The sequence below is a fragment of the Rhodococcus ruber genome (genome assembly GCF_016804345.1).
Taxonomy (GTDB): Bacteria; Actinomycetota; Actinomycetes; order Mycobacteriales; family Mycobacteriaceae; genus Rhodococcus; species Rhodococcus ruber.
The window spans coordinates 2,034,805-2,051,451 of record NZ_CP044211.1 but is presented as its reverse complement, the minus strand read 5'-3'; the positions used below and the strand labels follow the sequence as shown (position 1 = coordinate 2,051,451).

The following is a 16,647-nucleotide window of genomic DNA, read 5'->3' as shown; positions in this document are numbered from 1 at the left end:
CCGTCTCCGGTCGCAGGCCCCCGTTGCCGTATGCGGTGGTCAGAGCCAGCGCGGTGGTTTCTCCTCTGCGCCGGCGGTGAGGCCGACGGCGCCACGCCCGGCGGCCCAGCGCACCACGGCGGCGAGCGGGCCGCTCACCTTCGCGGTCGTGCCGGGCTCGTCGCGGACCGCGATCGGGGCGCGGCCCTGCACCTCGAGCACGAGACCGGCGCCGAGGTCCTTCTTGCGCCACATGCCCACGATGTCGTCGAGCAGCGAGTCGAGGACGACGGGCGGGAAGTCGCCGAAGCGCGCGCCGTTGCCCAGGTCCACCGCGTGGATCCACACCTCGCGGGTGCGCATCCACGCGGTCTCCTCGGCCGGCACCATCCGGCCCTGTGCGGTGCGGACCTGTGCCTGCCACGCCGATTCCGGCAGGTGCCGCCACTTCTCGTCGAGCCGGGCCACGGTGTGGGCGAACAGGTTCCGCAGCGCCGCGGCGTTCAGGGTGGCGCCTTCGGCGATCTCCTGGGCGCGCTGCTCGGTGGAGGCGTACATGGGTGTCTCGACGCCCGTGGCCGCCCAGTCCATGAGCCGGCACAACGCCGCGGCGTTGTAGCCGACGTGCGCGACGAGGTGCTTGCGGGTCCATCCCTCGAGCGCGGTCGGGGTGTCCAGCTCGTCGTCGGTGAGTTCGGCGAGCCGCTGGGAGAAGTACGCGGTGCCGCGCCGGGCGATCAGCAGCCGCTCGGACAGGTCGAGATCGTTGAACCCCACAGGCATGCTCCTACTTGACGACGGTCTTGTTGCGCACCGTACCGAGGCCCTCGATGCTGACCTCGACCGTCTCCCCGTCGCCGATGTAGCGGGCGGGCTTGCGGGCGTGCCCCACCCCGCCGGTGGTGCCGGTGATGATGACGTCGCCGGGCTGCAGGGTGACGATGTGGGAGATGTAGTCCACCAGCTTGGCCGGGGTGAACACCAGGTCGTCGGTGGTGGCCGACTGCATGACCTCACCCTCGAGCCGGGTCTCGATGCGGCTGCCGAGGGTGTAGTCGGTGCTCAGGAACGGACCGAAGCCGCTGGTCTTCTCGAAGGTCTTGCCCTGGTCCCACTGCAGCGTGCGGTACTGGTAGTCGCGCATCGTGTAGTCGTTGATCACCGAGTAGCCGGCGATGTACTGCTCGGCGTCGGCCTCGGACACCTGGTACGCCTGCTTGCCGATCACGACGGCCAGCTCGGCCTCCCAGTCGAGCTGACCGGCGGCGTACTCGGGGACGATCACGTCGTCGTAGGGGCCGGTGAGGGCCTCCTTGAACTTCGAGAACAGCGTCGGATACTCGGGCAGGTCGCGGCCCATCTCCTTGATGTGGGTGGCGTAGTTCAGGCCGACGCAGACGATCTTGCCGGGGTTGGGCACGACCGGCGCGTAGTCGGCGTCCGTCAGGTCGACGGTGCGGCCGGCGGCCTGCTCGGCGACGGTCTTCCAGGTCGGGTCGGCCAGCAGTGCGGACAGGTCGGCGTAGCCGTCGACGACGGTGGCGGTGGTGTCGGAATCGACGCGCACGGCGGCGGTGGTGCCGTCGAGGCGGAGGGTGGCGAGTCGCATGTCGGGTCAGGCTCCTTCGGAGATGTAGGTGCGGTTGAAGTGCAGGCGTTCGACGATGGGGGCGTCGGAGAAGGCGAACAGGTCGACGCCGCCGTCGGTCTCGAGCGACCATTCCACCCAGGACGGCACGACGATCATGTCGCCCTTGGTGACGTCGTGGTCGGTGCCGCCGAGGTGGAACCGGCCTTCGCCCTCGAAGACCTGGAACACGGTCGAGCCGACGTCGCGCCGGGTGCGGGTGTGGGCGCCGGCCCGCAGCCGGTGGAACTCGGCGCGGATGGTGGGCATGACGTCGCCGCCGGTGGTCGGGTTGGTGTACCGGATCGCGGCATGGCCCGGTTCGGGGGTGGCGGCGTAGCCCTCGTCCTCGAGGGCGAGCTGCTCGTTCAGCGCGGCGTCGGTGTACTTCCAGCGGTAGCACGCGATCGGCGAGCTGGCCTTGGCGTCGAGACCGACCAGCGGGCGCAGGCCCGGGTGCACCCACAGCCGCTCGGACCGGGAGACGTCGGGGGTGGACTCGTCGGTCACGCCGTCGGATCCGAACTCGAAGAACCCGGTGTCGGTGTAGTTGACGAACGGGATGTCGAGGCCGTCGATCCACGCCATCGGGTGGTCGGTCTCGTTGTGGTGCCCGTGGAAGTTCCAGCCGGGGGTGAGCAGGAAGTCGCCGCGGCACATGGCCACCGGATCGCCGTTGACCACGGTCCACACGCCTTCACCCTCGACGACGAACCGGAAGGCGTTCTGCGAGTGCCGGTGCTCGGGCGCGGTCTCCTTGGGTCCGAGGTACTGGATCGCCGCCCACAGCGTGGGGGTGACGTAGGGGACGCCGCCGAGTCCGGGGTTGGCCAGGGCGATGGCACGCCGCTCACCGCCGCGGCCCACAGGGACGAGGTCACCGGCCCGCTGAGCGAGCGGGTACAGGGTCGACCACTTCCACACGAACGGCACGGCCTTCGACGTCGGCACCATCGGCATCAGGTCGCCGAGCTGGGTCCACAGCGGGTTGAGGTGCTCGGCCTCGAAGTCCGTGTAGAGCTGCTGCAGCTCGGGATCGGTGTTCTCGGTTGCGGTCATGACCTCTCCTCGTGAAGCGGGACACCTGCGGCGTTGCTCTCAACGTAGGTCGCCCGGTCCCGCGCCGCCCATGCAATTCTGCTATACGGAATTCGAGGCCCGATCCGTGCCGCATCGCCCCGCGTCACTCGATGTGCGCTACCTCGACCTCGATCCCCCGGATCGCGGTCCGCATCCGGGAGACGAGAGAGCCGTCGAGGTGCTGGCGGTAGCGCGTGATCGGCACCGCCGCCGTGAGCGCCGCGATCGCCCGCCCGTGCCCGTTGCGGACGGCGACGCCGAACGCGGCGACCCCCTCCTCCGTCTGCTCGACGTTGACGGCGAACCCCACCTTGCGGGCCGCCTCGAGCTCGGTGAGGAACACCTCGAACTCGCCGGGGGCGAGCCGGCGGTCCACCCCGTAGCCCACCGTCGGGCGCGGATCGACGTGCGGCTCCTCGGGCGGTCGCAGGTAGAGCTGCTCCAGCGTCTGTCTCGGCAACTCCGCCAACAGGATTCGACCACCGGCGGTGAGCTCCGCGGGAAGCACCTGGCCCTGCCGGTCGCCGACCCGCAGCATCGACTCGGATTCCGCGGAGTAGAGGAACCGGGCCTGCGACCCCACCCGGACGACGAGGTTGATCGTCTCGCCGGTCAGGATCGCCAGCGCCTCCATGTGCGGCCTGCTGAGGTCGGCGAGCTCGCGCGTCCAGCCCTGCTGTGCGGGCCCCACCCCCATCGCCGGCCCGGGATGGTAGCGGCGCTTCTCGTCCTGCACGGCGAACCCGCGGTAGACCAGCATCGAGAGCAGACGGTGGGCCGTCGACGGCGCCGTCCCGAGTTCCTCCGCGGCGTCCTTGAGCCGCAGCGCGCCGACGTCGCGGAGCATCTGCAGCAGCCGCAGCGCGTTGTCCACCGACTCGAGCGCGTACGACGGCCGGGTGATGGTCTTGGACGCCCTCTTCGGCGCCGACGGTTTTTTCTGCACAACAGAACTTTATTGCAGCGGCGGAGTGGGGCGCATCACGGTAGAAGCATGCACAGTTCCCCCGACGCCGTCGCCACCGGCGACCGCACGATCGTCCTGCATCGCGGGACAGCGCTCGCCGTGATCGTCTGCTGGCTGTTCGTCGTCTTCGACGGCTACGACCTCATCGTCTACGGCAACGTCATCTCGAGCCTCCAGGACGAGTGGGGCATCAGCGCCGCGACCGCCGGCACCCTCGGCAGCCTCGCCTTCCTCGGCATGATGATCGGCGCGGTGCTCGCCGGGCGCCTGTCCGACGCGATCGGCCGCAAGCAGGCCGTCATCGGCTGCGTCGTGGTGCTGTCGGTGTTCACCACGCTCTGCGCCGTCGCCACCGGCCCCATCATGTTCGGGGCGATGCGGCTGATCGCCGGCCTGGGCCTCGGCGGCCTGGTCCCCACGTCGAACGCGCTGGCCGCCGAACTGGTCCCGCCGCGATGGCGTGCGGCCGTCGCGACGATGATGATGTCGGGCGTGCCGATCGGCGGGTCCGTCGCGGCCCTGCTCGGCATCCCCGTCATTCCCCACTGGGGCTGGCGCCCGATGTTCCTGTTCGCCCTAGTGCCCCTGTTCGTCCTGGTGCCGTTGGCGCTGAAGTACCTGCCCGACACGCATTCCAAGACGGACGCCCCCACCGGCGGCGGCTTCCGCGAGCTGCTCGGGTCGCGGTTCCGGACCATCAGCGTCATGTTCGCTCTCGTCACCGTGGTGACGCTGCTCGCCTGGTACGGCCTGGGCACCTGGCTGCCGAAGCTCATGCAGAACACCGGCACCGACCTCGGCAGCGCCCTGACCTTCGCGCTCGCGCTGAACCTCGGCGCGGTGGCCGGCTCGTTCATCACCGCGTGGGGCGGCGTGCGGTTCGGCACCGTGCCCACGAGCATCGTCGCCGCGTTCGTCGCCGGTGTCGCGCTGCTCGCCCTGCTGCTCTCCCCGCCCACCGCGATCGTGTACGCGATCTTCGTGCTCGCCGGCGTCGGCACCCACGGAACGCAGTGCCTGATCATCGCGGCGGTGGCCTCCTACTACCCCGACCACCTGCGCGGCACCGCGCTCGGCTGGGCTCTGGGTGTCGGCCGGATCGGCGCCGTCGCGGCCCCGCAGATCGGCGGCTGGCTGCTCGCCGCCGGGCTGGGCGCGAACTCCAACTTCATCCTCTTCGCCGTGAGCGCACTGATCGCCTCGCTGCTGCTGACCGTCGTGTGGAAGCGATTCCCCGTCAGCGACGACGCGCCGCGCGGCCCGATCCTCGCCCACTGATCCACCCCTCATCCCGATACCGATCACAAGGAGTGTCATGTCCGATCTGAAGGACGCCCGGGTTCTCGTCGCCGGCGGCGGCATCGGCGGCGTCGCCAACGCCCTCGCCCTCGCCCTCCGGGGTGCCGAGGTCACGCTGTTCGAGCGCGCGTCGGAATTCGGCGAGGTGGGCGCCGGACTGCAGATCGGCCCGCACGGCTCCCGCATCCTCCAGGCGCTCGGCGTCTACGACGAGGTCATCTCCAAGGGGGTCCTGCCGAAGAACCTCGTCTTCCGCGACGCCGTCACCGCCGAGATCCTCACCAAGGTCGACCTCGGCCACGACTACCAGCAGCACTACGGCGGGGTGTACTTCGTCGTGCACCGTTCCGATCTGCACTCGGTGCTCGTCGAGGCCGCCCGCCGGGCCGGCGCCGACCTGCGCACCGACGCCGCCGTGCACGACGTCGTCACCGAGGGCGACAAGGTCCGCGTCATCCTCGAGAGCGGCGAGGAGCACGTCGGCGACATCGCCCTCGGCATGGACGGCCTGCACTCGCGGCTGCGCCCGAAGCTGTCCGACGACAAGCCGGTCGGCTCCGGGTACGTCGCCTTCCGCGGCACGTTCCCGATGGACGAGGTCCCCCTCGAGGAGGAGATCGAGGACGTCGTCGGCTACATCGGCCCGCGCTGCCACTTCATCCAGTACCCGCTGCGCCAGGGCGAGATGCTCAACCAGGTGGCCGTCTTCCAGTCGCCCGCCTTCCTGCGCGGCGAGGAGAAGTGGGGCAGCCCCGAGGAACTCGCGCACGCCTACGACCACTGCCACGAGAGCGTGCAGACCGCGCTGAAGTACCTGTGGACCGACCGGTGGTGGCCGATGTTCGACCGCGACCCGATCGACAACTGGGTCGACGGCCGCATGATCCTGCTCGGCGATGCCGCCCATCCCCCGCTGCAGTACCTCGCCTCCGGCGCCGTGATGGCCCTCGAGGACGCCAAGTGCCTGGCCGACTACGCCGCCGAGGACTACCGGGGCGACAACGCCAACTGGCCGCAGATCCTGCGTGACGTCAACGCCGAACGCGCCCCGCGCTGCAACCGCATCCTCACCACCGGCCGCATGTGGGGCGACCTGTGGCACCTCGACGGCGCCGGCCGCGAGGCCCGCAACGAACTGTTCCGCACCCGCGACACGTCGAGCTACAAGTACACCGACTGGCTCTGGGGCTACAGCTCCGACCGCCACCGCTGACTCCCACCGTCGCCGGTCCGATCGCCCGAATGCGCGGGCCGAATGTCACACCGGTTCGATTGAATCGAACCGGTGTGACATTCGGCCACGGGCTCGTAGGCTGGCGCGCATGGGGTCACTGCGGGCTGCCGTCGTGGGTGGGGGGATCATCGGGGCCGCCACCGCGCGCGAGCTGGCGACGCACGGCGCCGACGTCACGCTGTTCGAGAAGGAGCCCCGGCTCGCCGCGCACCAGACCGGTCACAACAGCGGCGTCGTGCACGCCGGGCTGTACTACCCGCCCGGCAGCCTCAAGGCGCGCCTGTGCCGGCGCGGGGTGCACCTGCTCGCCGAGTTCACCGCCGCCCGCGCCCTGCCGTACGACGAGTGCGGCAAGATCGTCGTCGCACTCGACGCGAGCGAGCTCGACCGGCTCGACGCCATCCACGAACGCGCCGTCGCCAACGGCGTGCCCGGGATCCGCCGCATCGGGCCGGAGGAGATCACCGACATCGAGCCGCACGCGCGCGGCATCGCCGCGCTGCACTCCCCGCACACCGCGATCGTCGACTACGTCGCGGTGACCACCGCCCTCGCCGACGACGTCACGGCGTCGGGCGGCACCGTCCGCCTGGCCACACCCGTCACGGCGATCCGCCCCCGCGGCGACGAGGTGCTCGTCGGCACCGGCACCGGCACGGACGGCTTCGACCTGGTGATCACGTGCGCGGGCCTGCAGTCGGACCGGCTCGCCCACGACGCCGGGGACCCCGCGACGCCCGCGATCGTGCCGTTCCTCGGCGACTACCACCTGCTGCGGCCCGACGTGGCCGGGCGGGTGCGCGGACTGATCTATCCGGTGCCCGATCCGCGGTACCCGTTCCTCGGGGTCCACCTGACCAAACGGATCGACGGGGCGATCATGCTGGGGCCCAACGCATTCCTGGCGCCGGGACGCGAAGCGTACGACGGCCGGTCGAGGTCGCTGCGGGACCTGCGCGACGCCGTGCTCTTCCCCGGCTTCCGCAGGTTCGCCGCACGCAACGTCCCGGCCGCGATGCGCGAGCTGCGCACGGCGGTCAGCATCCGGCGGTTCGTCGCCGAGGCCGCGAAGTACGTGCCCGGACTGACCGTCGCCGACGTGCTGCCGGGCCCGCGGGGGATCCGCGCGCAGGCAATGGACGCCGACGGCTCGCTCGTCGACGACTTCGTCATCACCGGGCACGGGCGGGTGGTGCACCTGCGCAATGCGCCCTCCCCCGGCGCGACGTCGTCGATGGCGATCGCCGAGTACCTCGTGGACGCGGCCCTCGAACGGGCGGGCCTGCGGACCTGACGCCCCGGTGTCACCGTCGCCAGAACAGGTGGTGGATCACGCCGCTCGGGCTGGGCACGACCTCGAGGTGGAACCGATCGAGCAGCTCGTCGGGCGACTCCCACAGGCGCACCCCGGCTCCGAGCTGCACCGCCGGTACGACCGCCACGTGCATGGTGTCGACGAGGTCCGCGTCGAGGAATTCCCGGATGGTGGTGGCCCCGCCCCCGAGCCGGACGTCCTTGCCCTGCGCCGCCTCCCGCGCCTGCGTGAGGACCGTGGCCGGGTCGCCGTCGACGAAGTGGAACGTCGTGTCGGACAGCGTGAACGACGGTCGCGGATGGTGGGTCAGCACGAACACCGGGGTGTGGAAGGGCGGTTCGCCGCCCCACCAGCCGCGCCAGTCGTGGTCCTGCCACGGCCCCCGTTGCGGACCGAACTTGTTCCGGCCCATGATCTCGGCACCGATGTTGCGGGCGAAGTCCCGCGTGAAGTAGTCGTCGAGGCCCCGGCTCCCGCCCGGATCGGTACGGTTGGGCCAGCTCGCGGTCGCGCCGGCCCACGCGAACATCGAACCGGGGTCCGCGTGCCCGAACGGCCGCTCGAGGCTCTGGCCTTCCCCGGCTCCGAAACCGTCCCCCGAGACGGCGAAGTTCTGAACCCTCACCAGCTGATCCACCGGGCACCTCCTGCACTGTCGACAGCATTGCACAGGTTCGGACTCCGCGAGGCGGGCAAACTCATCGGCGCACGAGGGATCCGTCCGTTCACACGACGTACGTCTCGAGCCACCGCTTCATCACGGCGGTGGCGTGCGCGAGCGTCTCGGGCTGCACCGACCGCAGGTCGGCGGCGACGGCGTCGGCCGCCCCGGCCCCGAGGGTCGCCTCCAGCGACGCCCGGTACTCGTCGATCGCGAGCCAGTCGGCCAGCTGGTCGGCATCGGCCTCGAGATGGAACTGCACCCCGTAGCTGCTCCTGTGCCGGAACACCTGGTTCGGGTAGGCCCGCGACGAGGCGAGCAGGGTGGCGCCCGGCGGCAGGTCGAAGGTGTCGGCGTGCCACTGCAGCACCGGGAAGGTGGACGGCAGCTCGCCCCACACCGGGTCGGCGGCCGAGGCGTGCGCGAGTTCCACCTCGCCCACGCCGACCTCCGGGACGGGGCCGGTGTGGACGTCGGCGCCGAGGGCCGCGGCGAGCAGCTGGGCGCCGAGGCACACCCCCCACACCGGAATGCCGGCGGCCACGGCCGCCCGCAGGTAGGCGATCTCCTCGCCGAGCCACGGCACCGTCGCGGCGTCGGCGACGCCCATCGGGCCACCCATGACCACGACGGCGGCGTAGTCGAGCGCGGCGGGCACCGGGTCGCGCCAGAGCCGCACGGTGTGGACCTGCACGTACTGCTCGAGCACCGGCAGATACGCGGCCGGTCCCTCGCAGTCGAGGTGGCGCAGTTCCAGGACGACAGGGTTCATCGCCTCAGCATGCCCGCTGCACGTTGCCCCGCGGGTGCCCGGAGCGTGAACGTTCGGTGAGCGAACGTCGCCGTCGGTGCTCCCCCACCGACGACCGTCGCCGTGGTGCGATGGGGGAAGGCGGCCCGACGGGCGGGCCCGCGACGGAAGGATTCGACATGGCACGGATCGTGATCATCGGCGGCCACGGGAAGGTGGCCCTGCACCTCGAGCGGCTGCTCGCCGACGCCGGCGACGAGGTGACCGCGGTGATCCGCAACCCCGACCACGCCGACGACGTGCGCGCCGCAGGTGCGACGCCGGTCGTGGCCGACGTCGAGCACCTCGGCGTCGACGACCTCGTGCCGCTGCTCGAGGGGCACGACGCGGTGGTGTGGTCGGCGGGCGCGGGCGGCGGCAACCCGCAGCGCACGTACGCCGTGGACCGCGACGCGGCGATCGGGTCCATGACCGCGGCCGAGCGTGCGGGGGTCCGCCGCTACGTGATGGTGTCGTACTTCGGGGCCGGCCCGGACCACGGCGTTCCCGAGGACAACGGCTTCTACGCGTATGCCGAGGCGAAGGCGGCCGCGGACGCGCACCTGCGCGGCACGGACCTGGACTGGACGATTCTGGGCCCGAGCGCGCTGACCCTCGATCCGCCGACCGGCCGGATCGAGACCGGCCCGGACGCCGGCAAGGGACAGGTCTCGCGGGCGGATGTGGCGGCGGTCGCGGCCGCGGTACTGCACCGGCCCGCGACGGTGCGACGCACGATCGAGTTCAACAACGGGGACACCCCGATCGGGGACGTCCTCGACGCGCTCGGCTGAGCCGCCCTTGACGGACGCCGCGGGCGAGGCCGATCGTGGACACCGTCGGCAGTATCGCGGCTCGACGACAGGGGCACCACCATGAAGGTTCTCGTTGCGTACGCCAGCCGGCACGGCGCCACCGCCGGGATCGCGGAGCGGATCGCCGAGGTGATCCGGGCGGAGGGGCACACGGCGGACACGGTGCAGCTCCCGGCTGCGACCTCGGTGGACGACTACGACGCGTGCGTCGTCGGCAGTTCCGCGTACCTGGGGCACTGGGAGAAGGCGGCGAGCGCATTCGTCCGCGAGCACCGCGACGGGCTCGTCGCCCGCCCGGTCTGGCTGTTCACCAGCGGACCGCTCGGCACCGAGGAGGTCGACGAGCAGGGACAGAACGTGCGGGAGAGCGCGGCCCCGCGGGAACTGCCGGAGCTGACCGATGCGATCGCACCCCGGGAGCATCACGTCTTCTTCGGCGCGCTGGACCCGAAGACGCTCGGGGTCGGGGCGCGGGTGATGCGCAAGCTTCCTGCCGGCCGGAAGCTGCTGCCCGAAGGAGATTTCCGGGACTGGCAGGAGATCGAGGACTGGGCGCGGAGCATCGTCCGGGCGCTGGCGTGATCGCAACACAGGAGGGCGCCTGGGACTCGGGCATGCCCTACCTGTGCGCCGGGACGGGCCCGCCCCTGCTGTTCATGCCCGGATTGTCGACTCACCACCGGCTGCCCCGCGGCTTCGACCGGCGCACCCAGCTCGCGCAGATCGCGCCCTGGACGACGATGCGGCGGGTGTGGTGGGTGAACCGCCGGCCGGGCCTGCCGCCGGGGACCACCATGGCCGATCTCGCCCGCGACTACGCGGTGGCGATGCCCGGCCGCTTCCCCGGTCCGGTCGATGCGCTCGGCATCTCGACCGGCGGCAGCGTCGCGCTCCAGTTGGCTCTCGACCATCCGGAGCTGGTGCGCCGGCTGGTGCTCGTGGCCTCGGCGGCCCACCTCGGCCCGGGCCGCGACGTGCAGCGTCGGGCCGCGGCGGCCGTGCGGGCGGGGCACCCGCGGCGGGCGATGGCGGAACTCGCGGCGACGACGGGGGCGCGGCGATGGTCGCGCGCGCTGCTGTGGGTGCTGGGATGGCTGCTCGAGCCGTCGGGGGCCCGGCACGGGTACGACGATTTCCTCGTCGTGGTCGACGCCGAGGACCGGTTCGACGTGACCGCCCGGCTCGCCGAGGTGACGTGTCCGGTGCTGGTGCTCGGCGGTGACCGGGACGGGTTCTACGGCGCCGACCTGTTCCGGGAGGTGGCGGCCGCCGTGCCGCGGGGACGAGCCGTCGTCCGGCCCGGGGTGGGCCATCTGGGCGTGATGACCGGCGACCGGTGGGTGCGGGACGCGTCGAGCTTCCTCGACACGCCCGACGCGCCGGGCTTCCCCGAGACGTGGCAGCCACCCTCCGTCGCGGCCGGATAATCGGCACGTCCGGCGTGGCCGGATGATCATCGGGACAGGCCGGCGGAGGGAGCGCACGTGAAGGTACTGGTCGCGTACACGACGGCGTACGGGGCGACGCGCGGCGTGGCGGAACGGATCGCGCAGCGGCTCACCGAGGCCGGGCACGAGGCGGACCTGCACGATCTCGCCGAGCCGGTCGATCCGTCGGCCCATGCCGCCGTCGTGCTCGGCAGCTCGGTGCACAACGGGCAGTGGCTCGCTCCCGCCGCCCGATTCGCGGATCTGCATCGCGCGCACCTCGCGGGCAAGCCCGCGTGGTTGTTCTCGGTGCAGACCATCGGTGCGACGAGCGCGATGATCTCCGGGCGGCTCGCCGGCTGGGTGCGGCCGAAGATGAAGGAACCGAAGGTGGCGGCGGCGCTGCGGGCGACGGCGACGGTGCGCGAATACCGGGCCTTCGCGGGCGCGATCGAGCCGGAGCAGTGGCCGGGGATCGTGGGCCGGGTGGTGTTCCGCCTCGCCGGCGGCCGATACGGCGATCACCGGGACTGGGCCGACATCGATGCCTTCGCCGCCCGGATCATCCGGAATATCGACCGGCCGTAGCCGAAAATCACGTTTCCGGTCGACCTCGTATTTCACGCGAAAGGCACATTTCGGCTATTTTCCGGCGCATCTTCGCGCGGGTCCGGCAGAAATTGTATTTCACCGGCGGAACGCCCTGAACAGCGACGATATACGACGATCGCCAAAACAGGTTGATCGGTATCTTCGTACGCCTGCGACACGCCCGCGCCCCGTGTTACACATGGAGCGGACACCCGCACATCGAACGGAAGGACTCGCATGTCAGCGCAAATTCTGGAATTGCTCGGCTCCCTCGACCTCGGGGAAATCCTGAAGCGCCTGCTCGACAGTCTCGGTAGTTGATCATCGGAGAAGCGAGGGTCCGCACACGCCCCGTGCGGACCCTCTCCCGTCGCAGCATCGAAGATCCGGGACCCGCCGACCCTCGAAGGTGACTCACATGCGCCGTGCGCGATCGTCCCGCTCGCGAACGACCGCGGCGCTGGCGGCCGTCCTGACCGGGGCCGCCCTCGTCGTCGGTGCACCCGCGGCCGCCCAACCCGATCCCGGCGGCTCGTACATCCAGCGGGTCGAGGAGCACGACGCCCGGCAGCGCACCCTGTTCGTGTATTCGGCGTCGATGCAGCGCGTGATCCCGGTGGCCGTGCTGACGCCGCGGAACACCGGCGCCCCACGCCCGGTGCTCTACCTGCTCGCCGGCGCGGGCGGCGGCGACGGCGGCACCCTCACCTGGCTCGACCGCACCGACGTGGCCGACTTCTTCGCCGACAAGGACGTCAACGTCGTGCTGCCGCTCGACGGCGCGTTCAGCTACTACACCGACTGGAAGCAGGACGACCCCGTCCTCGGCCGGAACAAGTGGACGACCTTCCTGACCCGCGAGCTGCCGCCGATCGTCGACACGGCTCTCGGCACCACGGGGGCCAATGCCATTGCGGGACTGTCGATGTCGGGAACGTCGGTCCTGAGCCTCGTGCAGTCCGCACCGGGGCTGTACCGCGGGGTCGGCGCGTTCAGCGGCTGCGCCCAGACCAGCACCCGTCCCGGCCGGACCTACGTCGAGCTCGTCGTCGAGGTGCGCGGCGGAGGCGACACCGACAACATGTGGGGACCCGAGGGCGATCCCGCGTGGGTGGCGAACGACCCGTACGTCAACGCCGAGAAGCTACGCGGAACACAGATCTACCTGTCCAACGGCACCGGGCTGCCCGGTCCGTACGACCGGCTCGATCACCCGAACGTCGGCGGCGACCCGGCGAACCTCGCCGAACAGGTCGTCGTGGGAGGCATCATCGAGGCCGCCACCAACGAGTGCACACACCAGCTGGCCCGCCGCCTCGCCGAGCTCGGCATCCCGGCCACCGTCGACTTCCGGCCCGTGGGTACCCATTCGTGGGGCTACTGGCAGGAGGACCTGCACCGCGCGTGGCCCATGCTCGGTGCCTCGGTGGGTGCCTGAGAGACACGACGGCGCCGACGCCCGGGATCGCCGGGCGCCGGCGCCGTCGCCGGCCGGAATCAGGCCTGTGGCGCCAGTTCCCGGGTGGACACCGGCGACGTGTCGGTCGCCGCTGCGATGGCTTCTTCGAACTCGCGGTGACCGGCCTGCGACCCGAGCTGCAGCGCGAGCCGCACCAAAAATCCTTCCCGGTCGGACGGATCGACCTGGTCGAGCGCGTCGGACAGGCCGAGCCAGACGTTCTCACGACGCTGCTCGTCCTCGGTGAGGATCTGTGCCGGGCGCGCGGGGACCGCCGGCCCCTCGGGGGCCGTGCCGGCGCGGAGTGCGGCGGCGACACCGGACAGGGCGCCGACCGGCACCCGGCACAGCAGCAGCCCGTCGGGCCGGATCACGAAGGCCTCGCCCGGGGTGGCGCCCAGCGCCTCGGCCAGGTCGGGCGCGTCGAGCACCGTGACATCATCGGAACCGTCGGCACCGGAACTATCGGCACCGACGACGACGGCACGCACGCTCTCCGGCGCCAGCGCGGCGGCGAGGTCGGCCGTGGCCGCCGCGAGCGCGGCGCTGCCGGCGGCGTCGAGACCGAAGCCCACGACGGCGAAGCCGTTGCCGCGCACCGCGTTGAGCGACGACTCGGTGCCGCCGGCGGTGGCGACCCGCACGCGGCGGTCCTCGACGGGGTCGCCGGGCAGGACCCCGGTCAGGCCTTCCGCGACCGGCCAGGTCAGCGGCGACAGGCGGGCGTGGGTGGCGCTGGACTGGCGCGGGTTGATCAGTTCCCCGAATTCGGGGCGGTTCACGGCGAGCGCGAGCACGGCATCGCGGGTGGTGCGGTAGCCGTGGGTGCCCGGGGACATGATGAGCGTGGACTTACCGGCGTTGGCGACGTTCTGCTCCCACGCGTCGTGTCGTTCGATCGAGTACGCCTGCAGCAGCGCGCGGTCGGCGTTGCCGTGGACGACGGCGGCGAGCTGCCAGGCCAGGGTCTCGGCGTCCTCCATGCCGGAGTTCAGGCCGCGCACGCCGAAGATCGGCACGAGGTGCGCGGCGTCGCCGGCGAAGAGGAGGCGGTCGTGGGTGAACTCGCGCAGCGCGAGGGCGCGGGCGCTGTAGAACCCGTGCCACTCGAGCGTCCAGGGCAGGTCGTTCTGCAGCCAGTCCAGGTGCTCGGTGATGCGGGCCCGGATGGCGTCCTCGCGGGTCTCGATCTCCGCGTCCTCGGACGGATCGAGCTGGTAGTCGATGCGCCAGATGTTCTTCGGCTGCTTGTGCATGATGATCGTCGAGCCGGGGTTGCTGGGCGGATCGAACCAGACCATCCGCTCGGCGGGCAGCTCCGACTCCCAGTGGATGTCGGCGATGACGTAGCGGCCCTCGTAGTTGGTGCCCTCGAGTCGCAGACCGGCGAGCTCACGCATGCGGCTGCGGCCGCCGTCGGCGGCGACGACCCATGCGGCCCGCAGGTGGCGCTTGCCGAAGGCGGTGTCGACCTCCAGGGTCACCTGGTCGTCGTCGCGCAGGATGCCGGCGATGCTCGCCTGCCAGTGCAGGGTGATCAGCGGGTTCTGCTCGATGGTGTCGACGACGATCTGCTCGTACTCGGACTGCGAGACATTGATCATCGGCGGTCGCACGTCGAAGTCGCGCTGCGGCATCCGGAAGTGCAGCACCTGCTGGTCACGGTAGAAGCTGCGGCCGCCGACCCAGGGCAGGACGATCTTCTCCAGCTCGGCGCCGAAGCCGAGACGTGCGGCGGCCTCGAGGCTGTGCCGGGAGATGCAGATGGCACGGCTGCCGAAGGAGACCTGGTCTGCCGCCTCGAGGATCGTCACGGGGATGCCGCGCTGGGCGAGGCCGAGGGCGACGGCCATGCCGACGGGTCCGGCTCCGACGACGACCACGGGCAGCGCCTCGGCGTCGGGTTGCATCGACGCGAAGTCGGAGGCGGGGTACTTGCGGGGCTGGTAGTAGGTCGACATGTCTCAGGCCACTTCCTGCTCGGACCGACGGGACTGCGCCACCGCGACCGCCGGGTCGTGCGGGTGACGGAGAAGGAGGATGCTGACCAGGCTGACGAGCGCGATCAGCACGAAGTACGCGGTGACGGCGAGCGAGGTGCCGAAGGCCGCGAAGAGGGAGGTCGCCACGATGGGGGCGAGGCCGCCGCCGAGGATCGCCCCGATCTGGTAGCCGAGCGACGCGCCGCTGTACCGGATGTGGGCGGGGAACAACTCGGCGAACAGGGCGGACTGGGGTCCGGCGCAGGCACCGAGGACGAAGCCGAGGGCGACCATCGCGACGAGCATCACGGGCAGCATCGCGGTGTCCATCAGCGGGAAGAACAGGGCCGCGACGATCACGAGGGCGCTCGAGCTGATGATGTAGACCCGGCGCCGGCCGATGATGTCGGACTTGTAGGCGCTGATCGCCATGCCGGCCATCCAGAACGGGCACGAGGCGATGAGCAGGAACAGCATCGTCGACTTGCCGAAGCCCAGCTCCGCTTCGCCGTACTTGAGGACGTAGACCATGTAGGCGTAGGCGATGCCGTTGGTGGCGACGAAGGTGCCGCCGGCGAGCAGCACGGTCTTCCAGTGCTTGACGAGGACCTCGGCGAGCGGGAGCTTGACCTCACCGGCCGCGTCGCGGCTGGCCTCGAAGTCGGCGCTCTCCTCGAGCCCGAGCCGGATCCACAGGGCGACGACGACGAGGACGGCGCTGAGCAGGAACGGCACGCGCCAGCCCCAGGCCGCGAAGGCGGCGTCGTCGAGGACGGCCGTCAGCGGCAGGAAGACGAGATTGGCGAGGAGGACGCCCGCGGGGACGCCGATCTGGGGGGCGGCGCCGTAGAGGCCGCGCTTGCCGCGCGGGGCGTTCTCGGTGGCGACGAGGACCGCGCCGCCCCATTCGCCGCCGACGCCGAGGCCCTGAACGAAGCGCAGGGCCACCAGCAGGATCGGGGCGGCGACGCCGATGGCGGCGTAGTTGGGCAGCAGGCCGATCGCGACGGTCGCGAAGCCCATCAGCAGCAGCGAGGTGACGAGCATCGACTTGCGGCCGACGCGATCGCCGAAGTGACCCATGACGATGCCGCCGATGGGCCGGGCCACGAAGCCGACGGCGAGGGTCGCGAAGGCGGCGAGGGTGCCGGCCAGTTCGGAGGTTCCGGGGAAGAACTGCGGCCCGAGCACGAGGGCCGCGGCGGTGCCGTAGATGAAGAAGTCGTACCACTCGATCGCGGTGCCGACGAAGCTGCCGAGCGCGGCCTTGCGGGCCTTGCGCTGCAGTACCTCCGGCGAGGGTGCCGGTGCGGTGATCGTCATGGATGCTTGCCTTTCACGATGCGGCCCGCGTCACGGCGGACCCGGCAAGCATGACCCCCATCACAAGCCGTTGAAAAGCTCAACTATTCGCGCTGGTT

General features: G+C 71.3%; 16 protein-coding genes. 8 read left to right on the top strand and 8 right to left on the bottom strand.

Going from position 1 to position 16,647, the window contains the following annotated elements:
- Positions 1 to 39: 39 nt before the first annotated feature.
- The 4 genes from F1734_RS09675 to F1734_RS09660 all read right to left on the bottom strand — a co-directional run bounded on the left by F1734_RS09675 (position 40) and on the right by F1734_RS09660 (position 3,632).
- On the bottom strand, positions 40 to 756 hold the full coding sequence (locus F1734_RS09675) for a maleylpyruvate isomerase family mycothiol-dependent enzyme (protein ID WP_274382448.1): 717 nt from the start codon (positions 754 to 756) through the stop codon (positions 40 to 42).
- A 10-nt stretch (positions 757 to 766) separates the two neighbouring features.
- Positions 767 to 1,588 (bottom strand): fumarylacetoacetate hydrolase family protein, encoded by an 822-nt coding sequence (locus F1734_RS09670; RefSeq protein WP_010592344.1) that lies wholly within the window; start codon positions 1,586 to 1,588, stop codon positions 767 to 769.
- Positions 1,589 to 1,594: 6 nt separating this feature from the next.
- The gene (locus F1734_RS09665; protein ID WP_010592345.1) at positions 1,595 to 2,665 is read right to left on the bottom strand and encodes a cupin domain-containing protein; all 1,071 of its coding nucleotides are present in this window, start codon (positions 2,663 to 2,665) and stop codon (positions 1,595 to 1,597) included.
- 124 nt (positions 2,666 to 2,789) lie between these two features.
- The gene (locus F1734_RS09660) at positions 2,790 to 3,632 is read right to left on the bottom strand and encodes an IclR family transcriptional regulator (protein WP_010592346.1); all 843 of its coding nucleotides are present in this window, start codon (positions 3,630 to 3,632) and stop codon (positions 2,790 to 2,792) included.
- 48 nt (positions 3,633 to 3,680) lie between these two features.
- Here F1734_RS09660 and F1734_RS09655 point away from each other — a divergent pair, with 48 nt between their 5' ends.
- The 3 genes from F1734_RS09655 (at position 3,681) to lhgO (ending at position 7,480) form a co-directional block, all read left to right on the top strand.
- Complete coding sequence (locus F1734_RS09655) at positions 3,681 to 4,931, top strand: MFS transporter (RefSeq protein ID WP_010592347.1); 1,251 nt, start codon at positions 3,681 to 3,683, stop codon at positions 4,929 to 4,931.
- 37 nt (positions 4,932 to 4,968) lie between these two features.
- Positions 4,969 to 6,165, top strand: coding sequence for an FAD-dependent monooxygenase (locus tag F1734_RS09650; protein ID WP_017681870.1), 1,197 nt, complete (start codon positions 4,969 to 4,971; stop codon positions 6,163 to 6,165).
- Between the two features lie 109 nt (positions 6,166 to 6,274).
- Positions 6,275 to 7,480, top strand: coding sequence for an L-2-hydroxyglutarate oxidase (gene lhgO / locus F1734_RS09645; RefSeq protein WP_010592349.1), 1,206 nt, complete (start codon positions 6,275 to 6,277; stop codon positions 7,478 to 7,480).
- A gap of 10 nt (positions 7,481 to 7,490) precedes the next feature.
- On the opposite strand, the gene F1734_RS09640 is transcribed toward lhgO, so the two are convergent.
- Together F1734_RS09640 and F1734_RS09635 are read right to left on the bottom strand one after the other, a co-directional pair.
- Positions 7,491 to 8,138, bottom strand: a complete 648-nt coding sequence (locus F1734_RS09640) for a dihydrofolate reductase family protein (protein WP_010592350.1) — start codon at positions 8,136 to 8,138, stop codon at positions 7,491 to 7,493.
- A gap of 88 nt (positions 8,139 to 8,226) precedes the next feature.
- Entirely contained in the window at positions 8,227 to 8,934 is a 708-nt protein-coding gene (locus F1734_RS09635) for a type 1 glutamine amidotransferase (protein ID WP_203011563.1), read from the bottom strand.
- A gap of 158 nt (positions 8,935 to 9,092) precedes the next feature.
- Here F1734_RS09635 and F1734_RS09630 point away from each other — a divergent pair, with 158 nt between their 5' ends.
- From F1734_RS09630 to F1734_RS09610, 5 genes are all read left to right on the top strand, one after another.
- A complete protein-coding gene (locus F1734_RS09630; protein WP_010592352.1) occupies positions 9,093 to 9,746 on the top strand; it encodes an SDR family oxidoreductase in 654 nt (217 codons plus the stop codon).
- Between the two features lie 81 nt (positions 9,747 to 9,827).
- Complete coding sequence (locus F1734_RS09625) at positions 9,828 to 10,349, top strand: flavodoxin domain-containing protein (protein ID WP_010592353.1); 522 nt, start codon at positions 9,828 to 9,830, stop codon at positions 10,347 to 10,349.
- Positions 10,346 to 11,194 carry an alpha/beta fold hydrolase gene (locus tag F1734_RS09620; protein WP_238424135.1) on the top strand — a complete coding sequence of 283 codons (849 nt, stop codon included), beginning with the start codon at positions 10,346 to 10,348 and terminating at the stop codon, positions 11,192 to 11,194. Before F1734_RS09625 ends, F1734_RS09620 begins: the two co-directional genes overlap by 4 nt.
- Positions 11,195 to 11,251: 57 nt before the next feature.
- Positions 11,252 to 11,782: a flavodoxin domain-containing protein gene (locus F1734_RS09615; RefSeq protein ID WP_010592355.1), complete on the top strand. Its 531-nt coding sequence runs from the start codon at positions 11,252 to 11,254 to the stop codon at positions 11,780 to 11,782.
- A 421-nt stretch (positions 11,783 to 12,203) separates the two neighbouring features.
- The gene (locus F1734_RS09610) at positions 12,204 to 13,223 is read left to right on the top strand and encodes an alpha/beta hydrolase (RefSeq protein ID WP_203011562.1); all 1,020 of its coding nucleotides are present in this window, start codon (positions 12,204 to 12,206) and stop codon (positions 13,221 to 13,223) included.
- 59 nt (positions 13,224 to 13,282) lie between these two features.
- On the opposite strand, the gene F1734_RS09605 is transcribed toward F1734_RS09610, so the two are convergent.
- Positions 13,283 to 15,205 carry an FAD-dependent monooxygenase gene (locus F1734_RS09605; protein WP_203011561.1) on the bottom strand — a complete coding sequence of 641 codons (1,923 nt, stop codon included), beginning with the start codon at positions 15,203 to 15,205 and terminating at the stop codon, positions 13,283 to 13,285.
- Between the two features lie 3 nt (positions 15,206 to 15,208).
- Positions 15,209 to 16,549, bottom strand: a complete 1,341-nt coding sequence (locus F1734_RS09600; RefSeq protein ID WP_017681877.1) for an MFS transporter — start codon at positions 16,547 to 16,549, stop codon at positions 15,209 to 15,211.
- Between the last annotated feature and the right edge of the window lie 98 nt (positions 16,550 to 16,647).

Coding starts and splice junctions, on each gene's coding strand:
- F1734_RS09670 (WP_010592344.1), bottom strand. CDS start 1,588: ATGCGACTCGCCACCCTCCGCCTCGACGGCACCACCGCCGCCGTGCGC.
- F1734_RS09665 (WP_010592345.1), bottom strand. CDS start 2,665: ATGACCGCAACCGAGAACACCGATCCCGAGCTGCAGCAGCTCTACACG.
- F1734_RS09655 (WP_010592347.1), top strand. CDS start 3,681: ATGCACAGTTCCCCCGACGCCGTCGCCACCGGCGACCGCACGATCGTC.
- F1734_RS09650 (WP_017681870.1), top strand. CDS start 4,969: ATGTCCGATCTGAAGGACGCCCGGGTTCTCGTCGCCGGCGGCGGCATC.
- lhgO (WP_010592349.1), top strand. CDS start 6,275: ATGGGGTCACTGCGGGCTGCCGTCGTGGGTGGGGGGATCATCGGGGCC.
- F1734_RS09635 (WP_203011563.1), bottom strand. CDS start 8,934: ATGAACCCTGTCGTCCTGGAACTGCGCCACCTCGACTGCGAGGGACCG.
- F1734_RS09630 (WP_010592352.1), top strand. CDS start 9,093: ATGGCACGGATCGTGATCATCGGCGGCCACGGGAAGGTGGCCCTGCAC.
- F1734_RS09625 (WP_010592353.1), top strand. CDS start 9,828: ATGAAGGTTCTCGTTGCGTACGCCAGCCGGCACGGCGCCACCGCCGGG.
- F1734_RS09610 (WP_203011562.1), top strand. CDS start 12,204: ATGCGCCGTGCGCGATCGTCCCGCTCGCGAACGACCGCGGCGCTGGCG.
- F1734_RS09605 (WP_203011561.1), bottom strand. CDS start 15,205: ATGTCGACCTACTACCAGCCCCGCAAGTACCCCGCCTCCGACTTCGCG.
- F1734_RS09600 (WP_017681877.1), bottom strand. CDS start 16,549: ATGACGATCACCGCACCGGCACCCTCGCCGGAGGTACTGCAGCGCAAG.